We start from the raw sequence: 23,381 nt of genomic DNA, 5'->3' as shown, positions 1-23,381 counted from the left end.
GGAGGCGGGCTCAGCGACCGGTGTCGACGACGCCGTTCTGGTAGGCCCACACGGCGGCGTGCAGCCGCGACCGCACGCCCAGCTTGGGCATCATCCGGGCCAGGTGCGACTTCACCGTCGACACCTCGACCACGAGCTCGCGTGCGATCTCGTCGTTCGACATCCCCTGCGCCAGCAGGAGCAGGATCTCCAGCTCGCGCGGGGTCAGCAGGTCGTGCGCCCGCGCCGCGGTCACCGGCTGGGTCCGGCGCCGGCTGACCAGCTCGCCGAGCACCCGCTTGGTGAGGCCGTCGGCGAGGGTGCCGTTGCCGGCCGCGACCGACCGCACGGCGGCGACGACGGCGTCGGGCTCGGCGTCCTTGAGGAGAAACCCCGAGGCACCGGCCTCGAGCGCCCCGAAGAGGTACTCGTCGACGTCGAAGGTGGTGAGGATCAGCACGGGCACGGGCTCGGCCACGTCGGGGCCGGCGAGCAGGCGGGTCGCGGCGATGCCGTCGGTGCCGGGCATCCGGATGTCGAGGCAGGCCACGTCGGGCCGCAGCCGACGGGCGGCCTCGACGGCCTGCTCGCCGTCGGCGACCGCGGCGACCACCTCGATGTCGGGCTCGACGTCGAGCAGGGTGGTCAGCCCGGCCCGCACCAGCGGTTGGTCGTCGGCCACCAGCACCCGGATCATCGGCCCTCCTCCGGCTCGTCGGTCGTGGGCAGCTCCAGGGACACCAGCCAGCCGCCGTCGGGCTCGGGGCCGACGTGCAGGCGGGCGCCGGTGAGCTCGGCGCGCTCGCGCATGCCGACCACCCCGAATCCGCCGGACGGCGGACGGCCCGGCGGCCGCGGGGTCGGCGGGGCGTCGTTGCGCACGCTGACCCGCACCACCGCCGGGTCGCGGCCGTCGACCACCACCTCGCAGCGTGCGCCGGTGGCGTGGCGGGCGGCGTTGGCCAGCGCCTCCTGCACGGTGCGGTACGCCGACAGCTGGGCCAGCGGGCCGACGCCCGCACCGGGCGCGGAACCGTCGGGGCGGTCGTGCACGGTCAGCGTGACCTCGCCCCCCACCCGCGCAGCCGCCTCGACCAGGCGCGCGACGCCGGCGAGCGACTCCTCGCGCACGGAGCCGTCGCCGGACCCCGCGGCGTCCTCGCGGAGCAGGCCCACCAGCTTGCGCAGGTCGCGCAGCATCTCGGTGCTGTGTCGCCGGACCTCGCCGACCGCGCGCTTGGCGCCCTCGGGGTCGGTGTCGATCTGCCGCCCGATCGCCCCGGTCATCACCGCGATGCCGGAGAGGTGGTGGGCGGCGATGTCGTGGAGCTCGCGGGCCATCGCGGTGCGCTCCCGGGCCACCGCGACCTCGACCAGCGCGTCCTGCTCGCGCAGCAGCGCCCGGGCGGAGTCCTCGGCGGCCGAGCGGGCGTCGCGCCGCGACCGCACCACCACCCCGGCGAGCGCGGCGACGCCGACGGTGCCCAGCCCCTGGACCACCGCACCGCCGACGGCGGTGGCGGCGTCGCCACCCGTGTCGAGCTGCTGCCACAGCTCGCCGGCACCGACCAGCCCGGCCGCGGCCGCCAGCGCCGGCACGACCGAGCGAGGCGGCTCGGACAGCACGGCCAGGAACGCCGCGGCCAGCACCGCTACCGACGTCACGCCGGTCGCCTCCTGCAGGCCGACGGCGGCGGCCACCGGGGCGCCCGACGCCACCCCGACGAGGACGGCGCGCGGCGCCTCGGGGCGGCGCAGCAGGGCCGCGGCCTGGAGCAGCACGACGGCCAGACCGAGCCACCAGGACCCGGTGGCGACCTCGGGCACGGCGGTCACCGCCTCGGCGTCCACGGACGCCGCCAGCGGGACCGCGACGAGCAGCGCGGCGGCGACCAGCGCGCAACCGAGTGCCACCCTGATCCGCACGGCGTCACTCTCTCACGTAGCCGAGCCGGCCCCGGGTCGTGAGCAGCAGCACCGCGGCGGCGACCGTCGAGGCGAGCAGGATCGCGTGCTGGAGGTGCTCGTCGGCGCGGCCGGGGAAGACGTCGCTCCAGGCCATCGAGGCGAAGTTGTTGACGCTGACGTGGAGCAGCATGGCCATCGGCAGGCTCTCGTGGGTGCGGTTGAACACCCACGTCATCACGACGTTGAAGACCACGCAGAACGCGACGAACTCCACCGGCCGCCACCAGGCGACGTCCGGCCACCCACCCCACTCGGTGAGGAACAGCGGCAGGTGCCAGACTCCCCAGGCGGGGCCGAGCACCGCGGCCGCGCCCAGCGGACCGAACCGGTGCTGCAGCCGCGGCAGCGCGAAGTCGCGCCAGCCCGGCTCCTCGGCGAGCCCGGTGGTGATCATCTGCACCACCAGGCCCGGCACCAGCGCCACGAGCACGAACGGCGACGGGGTGCTCGCGTCGGCGCCGAGGGCCATGGTGGCGAGCACCATCGCGGCGGGCACGCCGAGCAGCACGCCGGCGTACCACCGCCAGCCCACGCGCCAGCGCCACAGCCGGGCCGCCCAGGCCCGCAGGCCCGCCCGGCCGTCGGCCACCGCGGTGACGAGCAGCGCGGCGCCGATCGGGCCGAGGTAGGCGCCGGGCAGCACGCCGGTGAGCTGGGAGACGCCCGGCCCGCCGGGGAAGCGGAGGTCGAGCACGCCGAGGCCGTTCTGCGACAGCACGTACGGCGTCCAGGCGACCCAGCTGGCGACGTTGGCCAGCACGAAGAAGACCAGCAGCGGTCGACGTCTCACGACGTCGCGCCAGCGGCTGGTGGGTCGGTCGGCCGGCTGGCCCGCGGAGGCTCGGCCGGTGGTGTCGAGGGTGGTCGTCATCGGGGTTGTCCTTCCTGGAGTGGGCACGTCGTCGACGCTAGGAATCCGGCGCCGCGACCACGAGCCGCGCGGGATGGAGGTCGCGGGGTTCATCCCTTCGATGCAGGCGACACCGCGGACCGTCGGCGCCGGGTGCGAGGGTGGGCCCGTGACCCGGGTCTCGCTGTCGCGCCTGCCGGGCGAGCGGGTGCTGGTGGTCGACGGCGACCGGGCCGCCGAGGTGGCGCTGGCGGAGCTGCCGGGCCTGGTCGCCGCTCGCGAGGCCGAGGAGCGCGACCCGCCGCGCTGGGTGTGGGACGACACCGCGCGGTGGTACCCGCCGCTGCTCGCCGCCGGCGTCCGGGTCGCCCGCTGCCACGATCTCCGGCTGGCCCACCACCTGCTGCGGCGCGCGCCGGCGGTCGACGGCCGGCTGCTCGACGGCGACCAGTCCAAGCACTGGGACCGGCTGGGCCCGACCACGCCGTCGCACCCCACCCTGTTCGCGGTCGACGAGTCGGCCGAGCACCTGCGCGCCGACCTCGAGGACGCCCGCCAGCTCGCGGCGGTGTCGGCGTCCGAGGAGGCCGCCAGGCTGGGGCTGCTGCTCGCGGCCGAGTCGTCCGGCGCGCTGGTGGCCGCTGAGATGACCTGGGCGGGGATCCCGTGGCGGGTCGACGTCCACGAGCGGCTGCTCGCCGACCTGCTCGGCCCCCGGCCCCCGCGCGGGGCCCGACCGCGGGTGCTGGAGGAGCTGGTCGCCGAGGTGCGGGCGGCGTTCGACGCACCCGCCCTCAACCCCGACTCACGCCCCGAGCTGCTGGCCGCGCTGCGCCGGTGCGGGCTCGACGTCGCCGACACCCGGGCGTCGTCCCTGCGCCGCCTCGACCACCCCGGCGTCGAGCCGCTGCTGCGCTACAAGCAGCTGGCCCACCTGTTCCAGACCAACGGTTGGGCGTGGCTCGACCAGTGGGTGAGCGGCGGCCGGTTCCGGCCGTCGTACCAGCCCGCGGGGTCGGCCACCGGCCGCTGGTCGTCCAACGGCGGCGGTGCCCTGTCGATCCCGGTGCAGGTGCGCCCCGCGTCGGTCGCCGACGACGGGTGGGTGCTGGTCGTCGCCGACGTCGCCCAGCTGGAGCCGCGGGTGCTCGCCGGGATGAGCGGCGACCGGGCGCTCGCCCGCTCGGCCCGAGGCGCCGACCTCTACCAGGGCATGGTCGACGACGGCGCCGTGACCAGCCGCACCGACGCCAAGCTCGGCCTGCTCGGCGCGATGTACGGCGCGACCAGCGGCGAGAGCGGCCGGATGGTGGCCGGACTCACCCGGCGCTACCCCGCGGCGTTCGGGCTGGTCGAGGCGGCCGCCCGGGCCGGCGAGCGCGGCGAGGTGGTCCGCACCCTGCTCGGCCGCGGCTCCCCCGGCCTCGGCGACGCCTGGGACCACGACCCCGACGACCCGCCGCCCGACCCCGACAGCCGGGCCCGCCACCGGCGCGCGTTCGGCCGGTTCACCCGCAACTTCGTCGTCCAGGGCACCGGCGCGGAGTGGGCGCTGTGCTGGCTGGCCGACCTCCGCAACCGCCTGTGGCGCCTCGGCGGCACCGGCCCCCTCACCGACCGGCCCCACCTGGTCTTCTTCCTCCACGACGAGGTCGTCGTCCACACGCCCGCCGCCCTCGCCAACGCCGTCGCCGCCGAGGCCACCGCCGCCGCCACCACCGCCGCCGGCCTCCTCTTCCGCGACCTCCCCGTCGACTTCCCCCTCAACATCTCCGTGGTGCGGTCCTACGCCGACGCGGGGAAGCCGGCCGCTGGTTGAGCAGGTTGCGGTGGCAACCGTCTCGCCCCCCGGGCGGCCGTACGCCTCGGTGCCCACCGGAGGCGGGCCCAGGCTCGTCGACAAGCGCCGGGTCGACGAGATTTCGCCCACCGTCCAGCGGAACGCCAGGCGCCAGCCCGGTGGCACCGCTACCGTCCTGCATACCCCCCTCCGTATCTCCCGACCTACAGGTGGTCTCGGCACCGTGGACTCCCCCCGCACCCTCCTCCGCCGCGTCGCGGTCGCGCTCGTGCTCCCCGCCCCGCTCCTCCTCCCCGTCGCCGCCGGCGACCCGGCGCCCGCCGACGCCGCGCCCGGCGTCGCGGCGGCCGCACCCCAGGCAGCCGACGCCTGCGGCACCCGCCGCACCAAGGCCAACGGCGTCGCGTGGCGCTGCTCGTTCAGCGACGACTTCAGCGGCAGCTCGCTCGACCGCGACAAGTGGGCGGTCACCACCACCGCCGAGACCGGCTACCGGCTGGCCGACGAGTGCTTCGTCGACGACCGCACCACGGTCGCGGTCTCGGGCGGCAAGCTGCGCCTCACCGCGCGCCGGCTGCCCACCGCCCGCACCTGCACCGACCCGGTGAGCGGCAACTTCGCGACCCGGTGGACCGCCGGCATGGTGCACACCCGCGGCCAGTTCAGCCAGTCCTACGGCCTCTACGAGATCCGGGCCCGGTTCCCCGCCATCCAGCAGCCGGGACTGCACAGCGCGCTGTGGTTCTACCCGGAGAAGTTCTGGTACGGCCCCGGCGCCTCCGGCGAGATCGACCTCGTCGAGCACTACAGCTTCATGCCGCGCCGGGTGATCCCGTCGCTGCTCTACCGCCCGGCGACGCCGGTGCAGCAGTCCGGGCCGGGCTGCTTCATCGACAGCCTGCTGACCTTCCACACCTACCAGCTGGAGTGGACACCCACCCGGATGACGATGACCTACGACGGCAAACCCTGCTGGAGCACCAGCTGGACGCCGGCCGCGCCGCTGACCGCGCCGGCGCCGTTCGACCGGCCGTTCGTCACCGTGCTGACCCAGGGGCTCGGCAGCGGCGTCAACGCGCCGGGACCGTACCTGCCGGGCGTCGCGACCATGGAGGTCGAGTACGTTCGCGCCTGGCACTGAGCCCTCCGGGCAGGCCGGTCGCGCGGTCAGGCGGTCAGGTGGTGCACGTAGCACCAGCGCCAGGTCTCGCCCGGCTCCGCCGACTGCATCACGGGGTGCAGCGACTCGCGGAAGTGCGCGGTGGCGTGCTGCCCGGGTGAGCTGTCGCAGCACCCCACCCGGCCGCAGGAGAGGCAGCGGCGCAGCGCCACCCACTGGAGGCCCTCGTCGAGGCAGGTCTGGCAGGCGACGTCCTCGTCGGTCGCCACCACCTCGGTGGCCGCCAGGTGGTCGCAGGCCGCGCCGAACGACGTGCGAGCGGCGCTGCCGACGCGGATCTGCTCACGCTCGGCGGCGGCCCGGTCGATCATCGACTCCTCCACGTCGAGCATCGCCAGCACCTCCGACACGACCTGCGCCGGCACCGTGCCCTGCGACCGGATCTCCAGCACCCGCCGGCGCTCGGCGTCGATCATCGCCAGCCGGATCCGGGCGTAGAGCTCGCTCGGCGTCTCCTGCTCGGCGGTGGTGCCGAGCCGCTCCCAGGCCGCGAAGTTGCGCTGGTCGACGCGCTGCTGGATCAGCTCGACCACACCGTGCGCGTCGTCGTACTCCTGCTTCTTCAGCTCGTGGTAGCCGGCCTTGGTCGCCTGCTGGAGCAGGGTGGCGCGCGCCAGCGCGTCGTCCATCGGGTCGGGCGAGGGCAGCCGCAGCCAGCGGGCCACCAGCGAGAGGGTGAGCCCCTGGAGGAACAGGGTGCCGGCCACGACCGTGAACGCCACCAGCAGGAGGATCTCGCGGTGCGGGGCGTCGGCGTCGATCACGAACGCCGCCGCGAGCGTCACCACGCCGCGCATCCCGGCCCAGCCCAGCAGGAAGGTGTCGCGCCAGGTCGGCTGCCGACCGGTCTGGGGATCGGGCACCGGCCGGATCAGCAGGTAGCGGGTCACGAACACCCAGACCAGGCGCAGCACCACGCAGGTGGCCAGCGTGGCCGCGCAGACGGCGACGATCCGGCCGGTGGAGAGGGTGCTGGCGCCGACGTCCTCGAACAGCCACCGGGCCTGGAGACCGATGAGCAGGAAGACGGCGTTCTCGAGGACGTAGGCGATGGTGCGGTAGTTGAGGCGCTCGGAGATCCTCGACTGCGCCGACATCAGCACCGGCGCCTTGTGGCCGAGCAGCAGCCCGGCGACGACGACGGCGATCACCCCGGAGGCGTGCACCTCCTCGGCGACCACGAACGCCGCGAACGGCACGACCAGCGAGATGGCAGTGTCGAGCACCGGGTCCTCGACGTGCTGGCGGATCCAGGCGACCAGCTTGAACAGCGCCAGGCCGATCACGGTGCCACCGCCCGCGGCGACCAGGAAGTCCAGCCCGACGTCGGCGGCGTGCACGCCGACGGCGCCGGCGGCGAGCGCGGTGCGCAGCGCGACCAGGGCGGTGGCGTCGTTGAGCAGCGACTCGCCCTCGAGGATCGTGGTGATCCGACGCGGCAGCCCGATCCGCCGGCCGATCGCCGTCGCCGCGACCGCATCGGGCGGCGCGACGACCGCCCCGATCGCCAGCGCCGCCCACCACGGCGTGCCGGGCAGCAGCCAGTGCACCAGGGCGCCGACGCCGAGGGTCGTGAACACCACCAGCCCGACCGAGAGCAGCAGGATCGGGCGCCGGTTGGCGTTGAAGTCGACCAGCGAGGTGTGGATGGCGGTGGCGTAGAGCAGCGGGGGCAGCAGCCCGAGCAGCACCACCTCCGGCTCCAGGTGCACCTCGGGCATCCCCGGCAGGTAGCCGACCACCATGCCCACCGCGATCAGCACCAGCGGCGTGGGCAGGTCGAGGCGGTCGGAGACCGCGGTCACCGCCAGCACGCCGGCGGCCAGCACCACGAGGAACAGCGCGATCTCCACCGGTTCATCCTTCCAGCCCCGGGTACCCCCCGGGCACACCATCCGACAGGAGGACCACCATGACCGAGCAGCCGGCTCAGCAGGACGAGGACGGACGCGGCGCGGCCGAGGAGCAGTCGGGCGTCCCCGACACCGCCGAGGAGCACCAGGGGCCGGTCTCGCCGTCGTCGACCCCCAGTGCGGGCGAGCCGTCCCGCACCGACGGCTACGCCGAGGAGGAGGCCGGCGTCGACGACGCCTGACCCCTCGCCGGGCGGAGGGACGTCAGCGGTCGGTCCACACCGGCGGCCGGCGCTCGGTCACCGCGCTGGTCGGCGACGGCGACCCCCGGGTGCCGACGCTCGCCCAGTTCACGATCGACCTGCTGACCGGCACCACGATGGCCGGCCTGGTCGAGCCCCGCGCCAGGACGCCGCTCGTCGTCGAGCGGTGGAAGCAGGCGCTGCGGATCCTGGCGGTGTGACCGGCCCGCCACCAGGGCATCCGCCGCGCAGTGGTCTAACGCGGTCTTCCGCCGGCCGCGCCGGCACCGCACGCTGGACCCATGCTCCCTCCTTGTCCGACACTCCCAGCCCGCGGTCCTTGAGGTCGGCCCAGCTCGGCCTCCTGATCGTCCTCCAAGTCATCGGCCTGTTCGCCGTGCTGAGCCTGCTCGGTCCCGACCTGTCGTCGTTCAACGACGACCCGCAGCGCCAGCCCGCCGGAACCGTCGACCACGAGGGCGTCACCCGTTCCCCGGAGGACCCGGCCGACCTCCTGAGCCACCTCGGTCGCTGAGGCGACCCGGACCTACGAGTCCGCCGAGCGCCGTTCCTCGCGCACCTGCAGCCGGGGCACGCCGCCCAGCCACTTGCGGTAGCGCACGTGGTCGCCGTGCGCCGCGAGGCAGTCCCACAGGGCGGCGTGCGCCGCCCACGGCAGCGGCTCGTCGCCGGTGCGCCAGCTCGCCCCGAACGTCACCCACACCGGCACCCACTCGGCCGCGACGTCCCACGCGCCGCGGCGCGCCTCGACCATCCGGCGGCGCAGCTGGAACGCCGCCCGCGGGCCGTCCACGTGCACCGGTGCGGTCGCGACCGGCCACACCCACAGGTCGTGGGTCATCAGGTCGAGCTCGAGGTCGCGCAGCATCCGCGGCTCGACCAGGACGGTCGCGACGTTCTCGTGAGGTTCGCGCCTCATGCGGGCCACCCTGTCACCGCACCCCGCGCCTGACCAGACGCCGTCTCCGGCCCCGGACGCGGCGAGGGGCCGGACCTCGCGGCCCGGCCCCTCGTCACGTGCTGCTCAGCCGTTGTAGGAGGGCTGGGACTGCGGGTTGAACACGTCCATCCGCACCTTCTTGGCCTTCTTGACGCGCTTGTCGTTGAGCGCCAGCACGTCGAGGCCCTTCTGGATGTCGTTGGAGTAGATGTAGCCGTTGTACCAGTACGCCGACCACGACCCGCCGAGGATCAGCTCCTCGGTGGAGAGGGGCCCGCGGTCGAACCAGGCGATCTCCTGGGGCTTGGCGGAGTTGGTGAAGTCGAAGACCGAGATCCCGCCCTGGTACCAGGCCTGGACCATGATGTCCTTGCCCTTCACCGGGATCAGCGAGCCGTTGTGGGCCACGCAGTTCTCGGTGTTGGCCTGGGTCCGCTTGATCTTGTAGTAGCTGCGGAACTGCAGCTCGCCGCGGACGATGTCGTAGATGCCGTCGGCGCCCCGCTTCGGCCCGACCGTGGGGTTGCAGGTGGGGCCGCCGCCGCCACCGAGCTCGTCGGTGAAGACCACCTTGCGACCGTTGTTGCTGAACGTCGCGGAGTGCCAGAACGCGAAGTTCTCGAGGTCGCGCACCTGGTCGGTGACGACCGGCTGCTCGCGGTCGGAGATGTCCATCAGGATGCCGTCGCCCATGCAGGCGCCCGCCGCGATGTCCTTGGCGGGGAAGGCGGTGATGTCGTGGCAGCCGCTGGTCGTCGAGGAGGTGTTGCCCGACGGGTTGCCGCCGTCGGGGAAGAGGATCGGCGCGTTCTTGACGAACGCCGCGTCCGGCGCGCTGCGCGGGATCTTGACGATGCTGATCTTGTCGTGCGGCGGCTGGCAGTCGGGGTAGGTCGGCTGCGGCGAGTACGACGACACGTAGACGTAGAGCACCTTGCCGTCCTGGCTGGGCGCCAGCGTGTGGGTGTGCGAGCCGCACGCGGTCTCGACGGCCTTCACGTACTTGGGCTCGCTCGGGTCGGAGATGTCGAAGACCCGGATGCCCTCCCACGCGTCCTTGTTGCTGGCCGGCAGCGAGGTGCTGTTGCAGGAGTCGTCGCTGCGGCTGGAGTCGACGCTAAGGACCAGCAGGTTCTTCCAGACCGAGATGTCGTTCTGCGAGCCGGGGCACACGACCTGCTTGACGGCCTTGGGCCGGGTCGGCTTCTTGATGTCGTAGACGGTGAACCCGTTGTAGTTGCCGGCGAACGCGTAGCGACCCTTGAAGGCCAGGTCGCTGTTGTAGGAGTCGGTCGGGGCGAACGCACCCGTCTTGGGGACGTTGGCGACCAGCCCGATGTTGCGGCTGCTGGCGATCGCGCCGGGCGGCAGCACGGCGTCGCTGTCGTCGAGCGCCGCGAGGCTGCCGCCGGGGAGGTCGCAGCCCAGGCCGAAGCGGTCCGAGGCGTTGCGGAGCTTGCGGACGAGCGCGGGCGGGCAGCCGAGCTCGTTGTCGACCTGCTCACCGCCCGCGACGTTGGGCGCCCGGCGTTGGGCGTCGTCCTCGTGGGCCGAGGAGACGGCCGGCACCAGCGCGAGCGCGAGGCCGACCAGGGAGACGATGACGGTGATCAGGGTGCGCACGCGGATGCGTGTCGCCACCGGGGTCCGAGACATGGCACGAGTCCTTCCGAGAACAGGCAGTGCACAAGAGGTGGTCAGAGAGTCGTACCCCGACCGGCACCCCCGGCACAAGAGCCCAGCAGAAAATTGGCCTGAGCATGGATGCTCTGCCCGGATGAGCCCGGGCGCTCTTGGATGGAGCCATGCCGCGCTACGCCGACCCGTCCCGGTGCCCCGACTGCCGGGCCACCCTCCCCGCCCGACCCGCCGCCTGCCCGGCCTGCGACCTGCCGCTGCGGGGGCCGCTGGTCACCGAGCTGTTCCGGACGCTGCAGCGCGCCGACGTGCTGCTCGAGGGCGTCCGGGCCACCGCGACCGCTCCGGCACCGGTCCCGGCGGGCATCCCGGCGCCGACGCCCACGCCGGCCCCGGGCCCCTACCCCGCCCCCGCGCCGTTCCCCCCACGCCGGACCGGGATCTCCGGCGCCTCGGTGCCGAAGGTGCTGCTCGGCCTGGGCGCGACCTGCCTGCTGGTCGCCGCGGTGATCTTCCTCGCCGTCGCCTGGTCGTGGCTCGGCATCGGCGGGCGCACCGCGGTGCTGGTGGTGCTGACCGTCGTGGCGCTCGGCCTCTCGGTCGGGCTCGCGGGCCGCGGCCTGAGGGTGGCGGGCGAGTCGCTCTCGGCCGTGGGCCTCGGCCTGCTGGTGCTCGACGTGTTCGGCGCCGCCGACGCCGGTTGGCTGGGCGTCGACGGCAACGGCCTGGCGGTGCTGCTCGGCCTGGTGCTGGCCGCGGTGGCCGCCGCGCTGGTCGCGCTGCGCCGCGAGCTGGTCGTGCCGCAGCTGGCGATCCTGCTGGGTGCGGTGCTCGTGGGCGGCGGCGCGCTCGCCCTGAGCGGTCGCACGGCGACGGTCCTGGTCCTTGCCGTCGTCGGCACGGCGGCGGTCGCCGAGGCCGGGCGCCGCGGCCGGCTGCCGGTGCTGGCGTGGGGCGCCGCGGGGCTCGCCGGCTGCTGGTGGCTGGGGTTGCTCGCCGAGGCCGCGCAGCGCCTGACCGACCCGACGCTGCACCTGCTCTGGGCCGACCTGGAGGTGCTGCCGCTGCTGGCCGCGGCCGGGCTCGCCCTGCTGCCGCTCGTGGTCGTGCGCGACGACCTGCTCGGGCAGGCCTGCGGCGCGGTGAGCGCCACGCTCGTCACCGTCGCGGTCACGCTGCCCGGCTGGGACGAGTCCGCCAACCGGTTCGCCCTGGCGGCGCTCGCGACCCTCGTGGCCTGGACGGCGGTGCTCGCCGTCGCGCCGGGTCGCTGGCGGGCCGTGCCGCTCGTGCCGCTGGGCCTCGCGGCGGTGCCCGTGACCGGATGCATCGCCGGCCTGCTGGCCGACGCCGGGGCCTCGCTCGGCGACGTCGGACCCATCTTCGGCAGCGGGGCCGGCGTGCGCATCGACCCGGTGCCCGGCGTGCTCGAGCCGCTGCTGCTGCCGGCGCTCGTCGTCGGCCTCCTCGTCGCGGCGTGGGTGGCCCTGCCCGCCGCGCTGTCGCACCTCCCGACCTACGCCGCCGTCGCCGGCCTGGCCCTCGTCGCGACCGTGGCCCTGCACCCGGTGCCGCTGGCCGTGGTGGTGGCCCTGGTGGCGGGCACCGGTGCCGCGCTGGCGCTCGAGGCCGTCCGCCGCACCGAGCCGCGCGACCTGGCCCGCACCTGCAGCGGCCTGGGCCTCGTGGTGGTCGCCGGCCTGGTGGCGCTGCCGAGCGAGGTGCTGACCCTCGGCGTGGCCGGCGTGCTGGTCGCTGTGTCGGCCGTGGTCCTCCGGCTCGGCGCCCACCGGGGCGCCGACGAGGTCGGCGGGCTGGTGCTGCCGCTGGCGGTGACGGCGTTCCTGCTCCTCGGCGCCGACGTCGTCGGCGTCGACCGGGCCTGGTGGGGCGCGCCGGTGCTGTTGTCCCTCGGGCTGCTCGCCCTGGCGCGGCCGCAGCTCGAGACCGAGGTGGCCGCGGCCCTGGGCGGGGCGACCGCCGCCGTCGTCGCGGTCGGCGGGGCGGTTGACCAGCCCACGGCCGCCGCCCTCCACCTGACCCTCGCGGGCGTGCTGGTCACCGCCAGCGCCGTGGTGCACCTCGACCGGCGGCTGCTGGCCTGGCCAGGCGGGCTGCTGCTCGCGGCGGCCACCTGGGTGCGCCTCGCCGACGTCGGGGTGACCGCGCCCGAGCCCTACACGCTGCCCTCCGCCGTGGCGCTGCTCGCGGTCGGTGTGCACCGGCTGCTGCGCGACCCGCACGCCGCCACCGGGGCGACCCTGGGCGCCGGGTTGGGGCTGGCCACGGTGCCGTCGCTGCTGTGGGCGCTGGTCGACCCGGTGTCGCTGCGCGCGGCCCTGCTCGGCGTCGGCTGCCTCGCGCTGGTGCTGTTCGGCACCCGGCTGCGCTGGAACGCCCCCGTGGTGGCGGGTGCCGTCGTCGGCGGCGTGCTCGTGCTGCGCGAGCTGGCGCCGTACGCCGCGCAGACGCCGCAGTGGCTGCTGATCGGCCTCGCCGGCACCGTGCTGACCGTGGTCGGCGTGACCTGGGAGAAGCGGATGCACGACCTGCAGCAGGCGGCGGCCTACCTCGGCCGGCTGCGCTGACGGTCCCCCCCCGACGCTCCACCCCGACGGCCGCACTCCCTGCGTGGAGGTGCGGCCGTCGGCGTACACGGAAGCGGCGGTGCCGCGGCACCACCCAACCGGGCCGGCGCGGACCGACACATCACCCAAAGTGGAGAAACGGCAGACTGTCCCGGTGTCGATCGGTCCGCTGCTGCCCCGGCTCGAGATCGTCGCCCGCACCCGCCCGGTGACGCTGGTGCGACCCGGTCCGCCGGCCGCGGTGCCCTCGCACGCGGTCGAGGTCGCCCTGGAGCGGGAGCAGGCGTCGGCGACCCTCACCGCCGACGGCGCCGTGCTGTCGGCGCGGCTCGACGAGCGCGGCGTCGCGCTCGAGGTCGACGCCGGCGGCCGCACCACCCGCCACGCCAGCCGTCGCTCGGCGCGGCCCCGCACCCAGCCGACCCGCCTGGCGCTGGCGCTGACCGGCACCCACCTGGTCGCGCTCACCCGCGAGGACGACGAGTGGGTCGTGCGCGGCCGCTACGACCTGGTCGAGCGGCTCGACACCCACGACGAGGCGTGGCTCGCGACGGTGCGCGGCTCGGGCGACGGCGGGGCGGTGACCACCGGCGCCTTCGGGCAGCTCGGGCTGCGCGACCTCAGGGCCGTCAGCAGGCCCGACGGCACCCCGGTCACCGACGACGCCGGCCGGCTGCTGCTCAGCGCCACGAGCGCCGGGCCCGGCTTCTTCCCGTGTGCGCACACCTCGGCTGGACCCTCGACCCCGACACCCTGGCGCTGGAGCACCGCAGCGACCTGTTCTTCCGGCGCCCCGACCGGTCCGGCGTCTACGGCGACCACGCCAGCCACCTGGTGCGCGACGACGACCGGTGGCTGGTCGCCACCAGCACCTGGGGCGACTTCGACAAGGAGCGCCACCCCCGCGTCGGCGTCACCCTGGCCCGCACCGCGGCCGACCTGCTCACCGGCACCCACGTGCTCGACACCGAGCCGCTGGCCCTGCCCACCGACGGGCTGGCCTCGGTCGGCACGTGGGACCCCCACCTGGTGCGCACCGACGACGGCTGGCTGGTGGGCTTCGTCTCGGCGCGGCGGTTCTTCCAGTTCCACCCCGCGCTGGCCGGCGGCCCCACCCTCGACGACCTCCGCCTCCTCGGGGCGGCGGGCGACCGCCGGGCCACCGAGGGCACCACGCTGGTGCGCCTCGACGAGGGCTGGCGGGTGCTGGCCAGCGACGGTCGCGACGGCCGCCGGGGGCAGCGCGAGCGCTACCCGGCGTTCGACCTCACGATGCGCGAGGTGGGCGCGCTCGACGCGCCGTACCCGACCAACCTGCCGTGGCCGACGCTGCTCCGGCACGGCGAGGGGTGGCTGATGGTCGCGTTCAACGGGCGACCGGTCGGCGGCCGGCTGGTGGGCTACGGCAGCCACGGCGACGTGGTGGTGCTGCGCAGCGTCGGCCGGTGACTCAGTCGGTGACGGCCAGCAGCGGCCGGACGGCGTGCCGGGCCTGGTGGATGCGCGACTTCACGGTGCCGAGCGGGATGTCGAGCAGCCGGGCGATCTCGTTGTAGTCGAGCTGCTGCACGTCGCGCAGCACCAGCGGCTCGACCAGCTCGGGCCGGTCGGCGCCCACCACCTCCAGCGCCTCGAGCAGGTCCAGGCGGCTACCGGCGATGACGCTGGTGGTGCGCGGGTCGGCGCTGACCGGGAGCTCGTCGGTCAGCCGCTCGCCGGCCCGGCGCTTCAGGGTGCGGTAGGTCATCCGGGCGCTGTTGGAGGCCACCGCGTGCAGCCACGTGGTGAACCGGCTGCGCCCGTCGAACTGCCCGATCTTGGTCGCCACCAGCAGCAGCGCGTCCTGGGCAGCCTCCTCGGCGTCCTGGGGGAAGAGCAGCATCCGGCCGCAGATCCGCCGCACCCGCGGCTGGACGGCGGCGAGCAGGTCCTCGAGCGCCTGCCGGTCGCCGGCGGCGGCTCGGCTCGCGAGCTCCTCGACGTCGGCGGGGTCCTCGGTCACTCGTGGCACGATACCGCCGTGCCCCTGCCCGAACGCCTCGGCCGGCTGCGCCGGGTCGACCGGCTCGGTGCGGGTGGCTTCTCGACCGTCTGGCTCTACCACGACGACCAGCTGGACTCCCACGTCGCCGTGAAGGCGCTGGCCGAGAACTGGGCCCAGCGGCTCGACGTGCGCGAGCGCTTCCTCGAGGAGGCGCGGATCCTGCGCCGCGCCGACTCCGACCACATCGTGCGGGTCTACGACATCGGCGAGGTCGACGCGACGCCGTACTTCGTGATGACCTGGGCCGACCGCGGCACCCTGGCCGACCGGCTCGACGACGCCCCGATGCCGTTCAGCGCGGTCGCCGACCTCGTCGCCCAGGCGGGCGCGGGCCTGGCGGTGCTGCACGAGCACGGCGTCGTGCACCGCGACGTGAAGCCGCAGAACCTGCTGCTGCGCAGCGCCGGCACGGCCGGCGAGCGGCTGCTGGTGGCCGACCTGGGTGTCGCCAAGGCGATGCTGCACGCCAGCGGGCTGACCCAGGTGGTGGGCACCCCCGCCTACATGGCGCCCGAGCAGGCGACCGGCGGCGGGGTCGACGTCCGCGCCGACGTGCACGCGCTGGCCGCGGTGGCGTACCAGATGCTCACCGGGCGGCTGGCCCGCAGCGGACCGATCAGCTCGCTGGCCGCGGCCGAGCGGCCGGTGCCGCCCTCGGCGTACGTCGCGGTGCCGGCCGCGGTCGACGACGTGCTGCTCGGCGCCCTCGACCCCGACCCCGAGCGCCGACCCGGCGACGTGCGCCGGTTCGTCGACGACCTGCGCCGGGCGCTTCCGGGCGACCTGCCGGTCTCGGTGCACCACCCGACCCGGCTGGCGCCCGCGGCCGAACCGACCGTCGGCCCCTCGCCGGCGTCCACCGGACGACCGGTGGCGACCGCACTGCTGTTCGCGCTGGTCCTCGCGGGGTCGTTCGGCGCGGCCTGGGCCGTCACCGCCCTGCTGCGCTAGCGGCAGCGGGATCCGCGAGGGTCAGTCGCGTCCGTCAGTCGCGTCGGGGCTCGTAGTCGGCCCACTCGTCGGGGGCGTCCGACTCGACGTCGTCCTTCTCCCCGCCGTGCAGCTCGCGCGCCAGCGCCGAGAGGTCCGTCTCGTGAGTCCGGTACTTCAGGTCGCGTGCGACCTTCGTCTGCTTCGCCTTAGCTCGGCCGCGGCCCATAGGGTCCAGCCCCCTCGCTCGCTTGGCCGGGGCACCGTGGCTCCCGGACTAGAAAGGTATGTCGTGGGAGCAACGCTACCCAATGACCGGGTGTTCCCGCACACCGGCGGGCCGAATTGGGCCCCGCGGTGACCGAAGTCGCAGGAAAGTGCGGGCGACCGGTCACCAACCGGGGTGCTGGCCGGTCAGCACCGCCCGGCCGGCGGTGTCGCTGCCGGCCACGGCGACCTGTCCCGCGGGCCACGCGGCGACGTCGTGCTCGGCCAGCAGCGCGACGGCGGCGTCGACCTCGCCGGGCGGCAGCAGTGCCACCATGCCCACGCCGCAGTTGAGGGTCATCTCGAGGTCGGGCTGGGAGACCTCGCCGACCCGGCGGACCAGGTCGAAGACCGGTGCGGGGGTCCACGACGAGCGGTCGAGGGTGGCGGTCAGCTCGACGGGCAGCACCCGCTCGAGGTTGCCGGCCAGGCCGCCACCGGTGACGTGGCACAGCGCGTGCACCTCGGTGCGCTCGGCCAGCGCCAGGCAGGCCCGGGTGTAGATCCGGGTGGGCTCGAGCAGCTCCTCGCCGAGGGTGCGGCCGAGCTCGGGGACGTCGCGGTCGAGCGCCCAGCCGGCCTGCTCGAGGAGTACGTGGCGCACCAGCGAGTAGCCGTTGGAGTGCAGCCCGCTCGAGGCCATCGCCAGCACGACGTCGCCCGGCCGGACCCGGCCCGGCCCCAGCAGCCGGTCGGCCTCGACGACGCCGGTCGCGGCGCCCGCGACGTCGTACTCGTCGGGGTCGAGGAGGCCGGGGTGCTCGGCGGTCTCGCCACCCACCAGCGCGCAGCCGGCGGCCACGCAGGCCTCGGCGATGCCCTTGACGATCGCGGCGATCCGCTCGGGGACGACGCGGCCGGTGGCGATGTAGTCGGTCATGAACAGCGGCTCGGCGCCGCAGACCACGAGGTCGTCGACGACCATGCCGACCAGGTCGAAGCCGATGGTGTCGTGGACGTCCATCGCCTGGGCGATCGCGACCTTGGTGCCGACGCCGTCGGTGGACGTGGCGAGCAGCGGCCGCTGGTAGCGGGTGAGCGCGGAGGCGTCGAAGAGCCCCGCGAAGCCGCCCAGGCCGCCGATCATCTCCGGGCGTCGGGCCTTGTCGACCCACACCTTCATCAGCTCGATGGCCTTGTCGGCGGCCTCGATGTCGACGCCGGCGCGGGCGTAGGCGTTGCCGGGCTCGGGTGCTGCGGTCACGTCCGGCCTCTCGGGGTGGTGGGTGCTCACGGGTTGTTGAGGACCGGGAGCGCCTTGCCCAGCGTGGGCGAGGACAGCGTGGCCTCGAGCAGGTGCTTGCCGAGCAGGGACTCGTCGGGGAGCGCGACGGGGTACTCGCCGGTGAAGCAGGCCTGGCAGAGCGAGGACGCCGGCTGGCCGGTGGCGGCGATCATGCCCTCGAGCGAGATGTAGCCCAGGCTGTCGGCGCCGACGCTCGCCGCGATCTCGTCGCCGTCGAGGCCGTTGGCGATGAGCTCGGCGCGGGTCGCGAAGTCGATGCCGTAGAAGCACGGCCACTTGACCGGCGGGCTCGAGATCCGCACGTGCACCTCGAGCGCCCCGGCCTCGCGGAGCATCCGCACCTGGGCGCGCTGGGTGTTGCCGCGCACGATCGAGTCGTCGACGACGACCAGCCGCTTGCCGCGCACCATGTGCTCGAGGGCATTGAGCTTGAGCCGGATGCCGAGCTGGCGCAGGGTCTGGCTCGGCTGGATGAACGTGCGGCCGACGTAGGCGTTCTTGACGAAGCCCTGGCCGAACGGGATCCCGCTCTCCTCGGCGTAGCCGGCGGCGGCGGGGGTGCCCGACTCCGGCACCGGCATCACCAGGTCGGCCTCGACCGGGAACTGGCGGGCCAGCTCGCGACCCATCTCGACCCGGGCCTGGTGGACGCTGCGGCCGCTGATGGTGGCGTCGGGTCGGGCGAGGTAGACGTACTCGAAGACGCAGCCCTTGCGCGCGGGCTCGGCGAACTTGTGGGAGCGCAGCCCCTGCTCGTCGATGGCGATCATCTCGCCGGGCTCGACCTCGCGGACCACGCTCGCACCGATGGTCGCCAGCGCGGCGTCCTCGGAGGCGACGACCCAGCCGCGGTCGAGCCGTCCGAGCACCAGGGGGCGGATGCCCTGGGGGTCGCGGGCGGCGTAGAGGGTGTCCTCGTTCATCCAGACGAACGAGAAGGCGCCGCGCAGCAGCGGCAGCACCTCCAGCGCCCGCTGCTCCAGCGAGGTGTCCGGGTGGTGGGCGAACAGCGCCGTGACCAGGCTGGTGTCGTTGGTCGACGGCTCCTGCGGCCGGGTGTGGAGCTCGAGCTCGTCGTCGGGCCCGGGCAGGGCGTCGACCATCTCGGCGAGCTCGTGGGTGTTGATCAGGTTGCCGTTGTGGCCGAGCGCGATCGAGCCGTCTGCGGTGGGGCGGAACGTCGGCTGCGCGTTCTGCCACGTCGAGGCGCCGGTGGTCGAGTAGCGGGAGTGGCCGATCGCGAGGTGGCCCTTGAGCGACTCGAGGGTGGTCTCGTCGAAGACCTGCGAGACCAGGCCCATGTCCTTGTAGACCAGGATCTGGCGGCCGTTGCTCACCGCGATGCCGGCGGACTCCTGGCCACGGTGCTGGAGGGCGTAGAGGCCGAAGTAGGTCAGCTTGGCGACGTCCTCACCCGGGGCCCAGACGCCGAAGACGCCGCACGCGTCCTGGGGCCCCTTCTCCTGCGGATCGAGGTCGTGGGTGAGCCGGCCGTCGCCGCGCCGCCGGGACCTGCCACTGCTGCTCACGTAGGGCACGAGGCCATCGTACGGGGCCGGGACGGGCGTCATGAAACGACGGCGACCCCGTCTCCCCCGCACGTAGGATGCCCGAGACACCATCTCCCGAGGTTCCGCATGCCCGAGCACGACCCCGGCCCCACCGTCGACGTCCCCCGGGACGCCGCGCTCCCGGGCGTCGCCACCTCGAGCGTGTCGTGGGTCGACGACGAGACCCGGGAGGTGCTGCACCTCATCGCCGAGGGCATCACCGAGCTCGTCGGCTTCGGCGTCGCCGCGATCAGCATCGCGCGCGGCGACGAGTTCGAGGTGGTCGCGGTGGCCGGCAGCGAATCGGCCCGCGAGCAGCTGCTGGGCAGCCGCTCGAAGATCGAGATCCTGCTCGTCGAGCTGGCCCGCGCCGACGACTGGGGGATGTTCAAGTTCATCCCCCACGACCGGCTCGGCAACGACATGACCACCTGGGGCTGGGTGCCCGACGTCGAGCCGATCGACGCCCCGGACGCCTGGCACCCGCTCGACATGCTGGTCGCCCCGCTGCACGACCAGGACGGCGCGCTGCGCGGCCTGGTGGCCATCGACCTGCCGACCGACGGCCTGCGCCCCTCGCAGTCGCAGCGGCGGCTGCTGAACAAGTACGCCGCGCAGACCGGTCGCGCGATCCTGGTCTCGCTCGAGCGCGAGGTGCTCACCGAGCAGCTCGAGACCGCCCGGGCGGCGCGCAACGCCGTCCGCGACGCCTCGGCCGAGCTGACGCTGTCGACGCTGCTCGACGAGTGCCAGCCGGCCCTGGTCAGGGGCTTCCGCGCCCGGGGGATGTGGATCCAGACCTTCGGCGAGGACGGCGCCGGCAACCAGGGCGCCATCCACTCCAACGGCGGGTTCGACGTCGCCGTGCCGCCCGCGCTGGTGTCGATCGCCGAGCGGGCCGCCGGTGCCGCGTGGCGGGCCCAGCGGGTCGACCTCGTCTCGCGCCGCCACCGGGTCGGCACCGAGATCACCGAGGCCGAGACCAACCTGATCCTGTCGTTCCTCGAGGGCATCGGGATCGGGTCGATCCTGTTCGTGCCGATCGGTTCGGGGCAGGAGTGCCTGGGCAACTTCGTGCTGACCCGCGGCCTCCACGACCCCGCCTGGACCCGCGCCTCCACCGACGTCGCCCTCGACGTGGGGCACGACCTCGGCCGCGCGATCGTCAACGCCCGCGCCTACGAGCGGGAGCAGCAGCTGGTGCGCGAGCTCCAGGCCCTCGACTCCTACAAGAGCCAGCTGATCGCGACGGTCTCGCACGAGCTCAAGACCCCGATCACCGCCATCCAGGGCAACCTCGAGCTCCTCGAGCAGACCCTCGAGGAGATCGACCCCGACGCCCGGCAGGGGCTCGACGCCATCGACCGCGGCGCCCGCCGTCTGGTGCGCGTGGTCGAGGACCTCCTCCTGCTGGCCAAGGTCGGCGACCCCGGCAACCCGCTCATCCCCTCCCCGGTCGACCTCCGGCCCATCGTCGACGACGTCCGCGAGCTCACCGCCGTCGCCGCCCAGCGCCGCGACCTCACGGTCGTCGTCGAGGCGCCGCCCGACCCGGTGGTCGCGATCGGCGACTCCGGCGAGCTCGACCGGGTGGTCAACAACCTGGTGAGCAACGCGGTGAAGTACACCCCCGAGGGCCGGACCATCCGGGTCACGCTGCATCGCGAGGCCGACGAGATCGTGCTGAGCTGCATCGACGAGGGCATCGGCATCTCGCCCACCGACCAGACCCGCCTCTTCGACGAGTTCTTCCGCTCCACCAACCCCCAGGCGCTGGCCCAGCCCGGCACCGGTCTCGGCCTGACGATCGTCGACCGGATCGTCGCGCGCCACGGCGGCCGGATCGAGGTCGAGTCGGAGCTCGGCGCCGGCAGCACCTTCCGGGTGCGGCTGCCCGCCTCCGGTTGACCCCGGCGAACCCGGGCCGGCGGCTTCTGCGTCGACCCGGCGCTTGTCGACGCCCGGCTGTGTCGACCCGGCGTCAATTGACGCCGGGTCGGCGATCCCCGGCGTGAACGAGCGCCGGGTCGGCGATCAGCGGCGGCGACGGCGGCCGAGCAGCACGGCACCCAGCGCGCCGAGGCCGACCAGTCCGGCGACCACCCACGGCCAGCCGGGACGCAGCGTCTCCTCCTCGACCACCGGCGCGGGGTCGGGTAGGGGGTCGGGCTCGGGCTCCGCGGCCGGGGAGGCCGGGGGCGGGTCGAGCAGCGCGCGGACGTCGTCCGGCAGGCGGAAGCGCAGCACCGGCGCCTCGTGGCCCTCGGAGGAGAGGAAGATCCGGCCCGTGTCGTCGACCGCCAGCCCCTCCCCCTGCTGCTGCGGCGGCAGCGGCACGGTGGCGACCTCCTCCAGGCCGGGGAAGGTGTAGACCCGGGCGCGGACGTAGTCGCGCAGCACCAGGTGGCGCCCGTCGGGCAGGAACGCGCCGTCGGTGGCCCAGGCGAGCGCGTCGCCCAGCTCGACCAGCCGGTTGGGGGCGTCGGGGTCGAGGCGCCGAGGTACGGCGAAGACCCGGCCACCGAACAGCTCCTTGGTGACGACGAGCAGCTCGCCGGTGGCGGGGTGGGCGAGCAGGGTCTCGGCGTTGTGGGGGCCGTCGGGGTAGACGAGGTCGTAGACGGTGGGGTCGACCTCGCGGTCGCCCTCGCCGACCGGCACCCGGGCCAGCTGCACGGCGTCGCGGCGCTCGAGGTTGTCGCCGACGTCGGCGACCCAGACCTCTCCCGGACCCGCGGGCGCCAGGGCCTCCACGTCGGTGGGGTCGTCGGCCCAGCGGGTCACACCGACGGTGTCTCCGGTGCGCGGGTCGACGGCGAAGACCCGACCCTCGTCGCCGGAGTCGTTGGTGGTGACGAACAGCCCGTCCTCGACCACCAGCCCGCTCGACTCGTCGATGGCGGGGTCGGTGAACGTCGTGACGACCGCGCGCTCCTCGGTGGGCGCGGCGACGGCGGCGAGCACGAACGGCACCACCATCGCCCCGGCCAGGAAGCGCTCGGCCATCACACCTCCGCGAGCAGCGCGGCGAGCCGGGGCTCGATCCCCCAGGTGGTGACCAGGTCGTCGTACTCCTTGCGGACGCCGCCGCCGGCGACCGGCCGACCGGTGCGCACCGCGCGCAGCAGGGTGTTGCGCGGCGTGTGCTGGCTCTCCACGAACTGCACGACGTCGACGCGGTAGCCCTGCTGGCGCAGCAGCGAGGCGCGCAGGGCGTCGGTGAGGGTGTCGGCCAGCCGCTCGCGGAGGATGCCGTGGCGGGTGAGCATGGCGTACGGCGCCGGCGTGGCCGCGCGTCGCAGCTGGGCCGCCACGTCGTGGTGGCAGCACGGCGCGGCGAGCACCAGCGGGGCGTCCCAGCCGATGGCGCGGGCGAGCGCCTCGTCGGTGGCGGTGTCGCACGCGTGCAGCGCCAGCACCACCTCGGGGGCCGGGTCGAGCTCGGCCCCGAGGATCGATCCGACCGCGAACTCGGCGGCGACGCCGAGCTCGGCCGCGACGGCGCTGTTGTGCTCGCGCGACTGCTCCTTGACGTCGACGCCGGTGACGACGACCGGCAGCCCGCGCACCCCGGTGAGGAAGCGCTGGGCGGCGAAGGTGAGGTAGGCGTTGCCGCAGCCGAGGTCGGCGATCCGGAGCGGCTCGTCGTCGGTGGGCCGGCGCAGCGCGCCGCGGTCGAGCGCGTCGGTGATCGCCGCGTCGAGCTGGCGCAGGAACTCCTCGACCTGGCGGTACTTCGACTGGCGGCTCGGCTTGAGCCGGCCCCGGGCGTCGGTGAGGCCGAGGGCGCGGAAGACCGGGTCGTCCTCGGCGAGCAGCCGCTCCTTGTCGCGGTCGTGGCCGCGGTCGGCGGCGAGCGGCTCGGCGCGGTCGGCGGAGTGGACGACCGCCTCGTGCTTCTTGGTGACCCGCAGCTGGTGGGCCTGCGTCGTGGTGTCGACGTGCCAGTTGCCGAACGGCTCGTCGAGCAGCGCGTCGACGGCCTCGCGGGCGGGCTCGCCGACGAGGTGGTTGGCGGTGTGGGCCTGGGTCTCGTCGTAGGCGGTGACCTGGAGGTGGCGGCCGGCCTTGAGGTCGACGTAGCGCAGCTCGACCCGCCGCCAGCGGGGCTGCATGCCCTTGCGCCGGCCCGAGCCGACGGCGCGCACGAGCTGGTCGGGGTCGAGCAGGTGGGCCCGCATCATCGCCAGCCCGCGCAGCAGCGGCTCGCTCACGGGACCACCGCCGCGACGACCACCACCACGAGCAGCGCCAGCAGGGCGAGGCTGATCACGAGTCGGCGGT

22 protein-coding genes are annotated in these 23,381 nt (G+C 74.7%); 9 read left to right on the top strand and 13 right to left on the bottom strand.

Features of this window, described 5'->3' with window-relative positions; translation table 11 throughout:
- Positions 1 to 10 precede the first annotated feature (10 nt).
- Genes JT721_RS11795 through JT721_RS11785 form a run of 3 tightly spaced genes read right to left on the bottom strand, consistent with a single transcriptional unit; the run spans position 11 to position 2,818 of the window.
- Entirely contained in the window at positions 11 to 676 is a 666-nt protein-coding gene (locus tag JT721_RS11795; RefSeq protein WP_205473339.1) for a response regulator transcription factor, read from the bottom strand.
- The gene (locus JT721_RS21755; protein WP_205473338.1) at positions 673 to 1,905 is read right to left on the bottom strand and encodes a sensor histidine kinase; all 1,233 of its coding nucleotides are present in this window, start codon (positions 1,903 to 1,905) and stop codon (positions 673 to 675) included. The genes JT721_RS11795 and JT721_RS21755 overlap by 4 nt, the downstream gene beginning before the upstream one ends.
- A gap of 4 nt (positions 1,906 to 1,909) precedes the next feature.
- Positions 1,910 to 2,818, bottom strand: a complete 909-nt coding sequence (locus JT721_RS11785; protein WP_205473337.1) for a CPBP family intramembrane glutamic endopeptidase — start codon at positions 2,816 to 2,818, stop codon at positions 1,910 to 1,912.
- A gap of 148 nt (positions 2,819 to 2,966) precedes the next feature.
- On the opposite strand from JT721_RS11785, the gene JT721_RS11780 reads away from it, so the two are divergent.
- Positions 2,967 to 4,616 (top strand): bifunctional 3'-5' exonuclease/DNA polymerase, encoded by a 1,650-nt coding sequence (locus JT721_RS11780; RefSeq protein ID WP_205473336.1) that lies wholly within the window; start codon positions 2,967 to 2,969, stop codon positions 4,614 to 4,616.
- 205 nt (positions 4,617 to 4,821) lie between these two features.
- Positions 4,822 to 5,739 carry a glycoside hydrolase family 16 protein gene (locus tag JT721_RS20915; protein ID WP_205473335.1) on the top strand — a complete coding sequence of 306 codons (918 nt, stop codon included), beginning with the start codon at positions 4,822 to 4,824 and terminating at the stop codon, positions 5,737 to 5,739.
- 26 nt (positions 5,740 to 5,765) lie between these two features.
- Here the strand turns inward: JT721_RS20915 and JT721_RS11770 are convergent, their stop codons facing one another.
- Entirely contained in the window at positions 5,766 to 7,631 is a 1,866-nt protein-coding gene (locus JT721_RS11770) for a Na+/H+ antiporter (protein WP_307828012.1), read from the bottom strand.
- A gap of 59 nt (positions 7,632 to 7,690) precedes the next feature.
- Here JT721_RS11770 and JT721_RS11765 point away from each other — a divergent pair, with 59 nt between their 5' ends.
- From JT721_RS11765 to JT721_RS11760, 3 genes are all read left to right on the top strand, one after another.
- Positions 7,691 to 7,873, top strand: coding sequence for a hypothetical protein (locus JT721_RS11765; protein ID WP_205473333.1), 183 nt, complete (start codon positions 7,691 to 7,693; stop codon positions 7,871 to 7,873).
- Between the two features lie 89 nt (positions 7,874 to 7,962).
- Positions 7,963 to 8,094, top strand: a complete 132-nt coding sequence (locus tag JT721_RS21410) for a hypothetical protein (protein ID WP_275898825.1) — start codon at positions 7,963 to 7,965, stop codon at positions 8,092 to 8,094.
- A 92-nt stretch (positions 8,095 to 8,186) separates the two neighbouring features.
- Entirely contained in the window at positions 8,187 to 8,408 is a 222-nt protein-coding gene (locus JT721_RS11760) for a hypothetical protein (RefSeq protein WP_205473332.1), read from the top strand.
- Positions 8,409 to 8,420: 12 nt separating this feature from the next.
- On the opposite strand, the gene JT721_RS11755 is transcribed toward JT721_RS11760, so the two are convergent.
- Both JT721_RS11755 and JT721_RS11750 read right to left on the bottom strand, forming a co-directional pair.
- Positions 8,421 to 8,813 carry a hypothetical protein gene (locus tag JT721_RS11755; RefSeq protein ID WP_205473331.1) on the bottom strand — a complete coding sequence of 131 codons (393 nt, stop codon included), beginning with the start codon at positions 8,811 to 8,813 and terminating at the stop codon, positions 8,421 to 8,423.
- A 105-nt stretch (positions 8,814 to 8,918) separates the two neighbouring features.
- Complete coding sequence (locus JT721_RS11750) at positions 8,919 to 10,490, bottom strand: LVIVD repeat-containing protein (protein WP_205473330.1); 1,572 nt, start codon at positions 10,488 to 10,490, stop codon at positions 8,919 to 8,921.
- 149 nt (positions 10,491 to 10,639) lie between these two features.
- Here JT721_RS11750 and JT721_RS11745 point away from each other — a divergent pair, with 149 nt between their 5' ends.
- Positions 10,640 to 13,060: an SCO7613 C-terminal domain-containing membrane protein gene (locus JT721_RS11745; RefSeq protein WP_205473329.1), complete on the top strand. Its 2,421-nt coding sequence runs from the start codon at positions 10,640 to 10,642 to the stop codon at positions 13,058 to 13,060.
- 501 nt (positions 13,061 to 13,561) lie between these two features.
- Here the strand turns inward: JT721_RS11745 and JT721_RS20910 are convergent.
- Positions 13,562 to 13,786: a hypothetical protein gene (locus JT721_RS20910; RefSeq protein WP_240340611.1), complete on the bottom strand. Its 225-nt coding sequence runs from the start codon at positions 13,784 to 13,786 to the stop codon at positions 13,562 to 13,564.
- Between JT721_RS20910 and JT721_RS20905 the strand changes: the two genes are divergently transcribed.
- Positions 13,775 to 14,509, top strand: coding sequence for a hypothetical protein (locus JT721_RS20905; RefSeq protein WP_240340610.1), 735 nt, complete (start codon positions 13,775 to 13,777; stop codon positions 14,507 to 14,509). The genes JT721_RS20910 and JT721_RS20905 overlap by 12 nt on opposite strands.
- Before the next feature lies 1 nt (position 14,510).
- Here the strand turns inward: JT721_RS20905 and JT721_RS11735 are convergent, their stop codons facing one another.
- A complete protein-coding gene (locus tag JT721_RS11735; protein WP_307828011.1) occupies positions 14,511 to 15,062 on the bottom strand; it encodes an RNA polymerase sigma factor in 552 nt (183 codons plus the stop codon).
- A gap of 18 nt (positions 15,063 to 15,080) precedes the next feature.
- Here JT721_RS11735 and JT721_RS11730 point away from each other — a divergent pair, with 18 nt between their 5' ends.
- Complete coding sequence (locus JT721_RS11730) at positions 15,081 to 16,055, top strand: serine/threonine-protein kinase (RefSeq protein ID WP_205473327.1); 975 nt, start codon at positions 15,081 to 15,083, stop codon at positions 16,053 to 16,055.
- 34 nt (positions 16,056 to 16,089) lie between these two features.
- Here the strand turns inward: JT721_RS11730 and JT721_RS11725 are convergent, their stop codons facing one another.
- The 3 genes from JT721_RS11725 to purF form a co-directional block, all read right to left on the bottom strand.
- Entirely contained in the window at positions 16,090 to 16,263 is a 174-nt protein-coding gene (locus JT721_RS11725) for a DUF3073 domain-containing protein (RefSeq protein ID WP_205473326.1), read from the bottom strand.
- Positions 16,264 to 16,425: 162 nt separating this feature from the next.
- Positions 16,426 to 17,505 carry a phosphoribosylformylglycinamidine cyclo-ligase gene (gene purM / locus JT721_RS11720; protein WP_205473325.1) on the bottom strand — a complete coding sequence of 360 codons (1,080 nt, stop codon included), beginning with the start codon at positions 17,503 to 17,505 and terminating at the stop codon, positions 16,426 to 16,428.
- A 26-nt stretch (positions 17,506 to 17,531) separates the two neighbouring features.
- Complete coding sequence (gene purF, locus JT721_RS11715; protein WP_307828010.1) at positions 17,532 to 19,085, bottom strand: amidophosphoribosyltransferase; 1,554 nt, start codon at positions 19,083 to 19,085, stop codon at positions 17,532 to 17,534.
- Positions 19,086 to 19,184: 99 nt separating this feature from the next.
- Between purF and JT721_RS11710 the strand changes: the two genes are divergently transcribed.
- Positions 19,185 to 21,005, top strand: coding sequence for a cell wall metabolism sensor histidine kinase WalK (locus tag JT721_RS11710; RefSeq protein WP_205473323.1), 1,821 nt, complete (start codon positions 19,185 to 19,187; stop codon positions 21,003 to 21,005).
- A gap of 126 nt (positions 21,006 to 21,131) precedes the next feature.
- On the opposite strand, the gene JT721_RS11705 is transcribed toward JT721_RS11710, so the two are convergent.
- Both JT721_RS11705 and JT721_RS11700 read right to left on the bottom strand, forming a co-directional pair.
- A complete protein-coding gene (locus JT721_RS11705; protein ID WP_205473322.1) occupies positions 21,132 to 22,103 on the bottom strand; it encodes a hypothetical protein in 972 nt (323 codons plus the stop codon).
- Positions 22,103 to 23,311 carry an SAM-dependent methyltransferase gene (locus tag JT721_RS11700; protein WP_307828009.1) on the bottom strand — a complete coding sequence of 403 codons (1,209 nt, stop codon included), beginning with the start codon at positions 23,309 to 23,311 and terminating at the stop codon, positions 22,103 to 22,105. Before JT721_RS11700 ends, JT721_RS11705 begins: the two co-directional genes overlap by 1 nt.
- Between the last annotated feature and the right edge of the window lie 70 nt (positions 23,312 to 23,381).

It is taken from the genome of Nocardioides sp. SYSU D00038, assembly GCF_016924665.1.
In the GTDB taxonomy this organism is placed as follows: Bacteria; Actinomycetota; Actinomycetes; order Propionibacteriales; family Nocardioidaceae; genus Nocardioides.
Note: the sequence above shows the minus strand (reverse complement) of the source record. Positions and strands in the feature narration are given on the sequence as shown.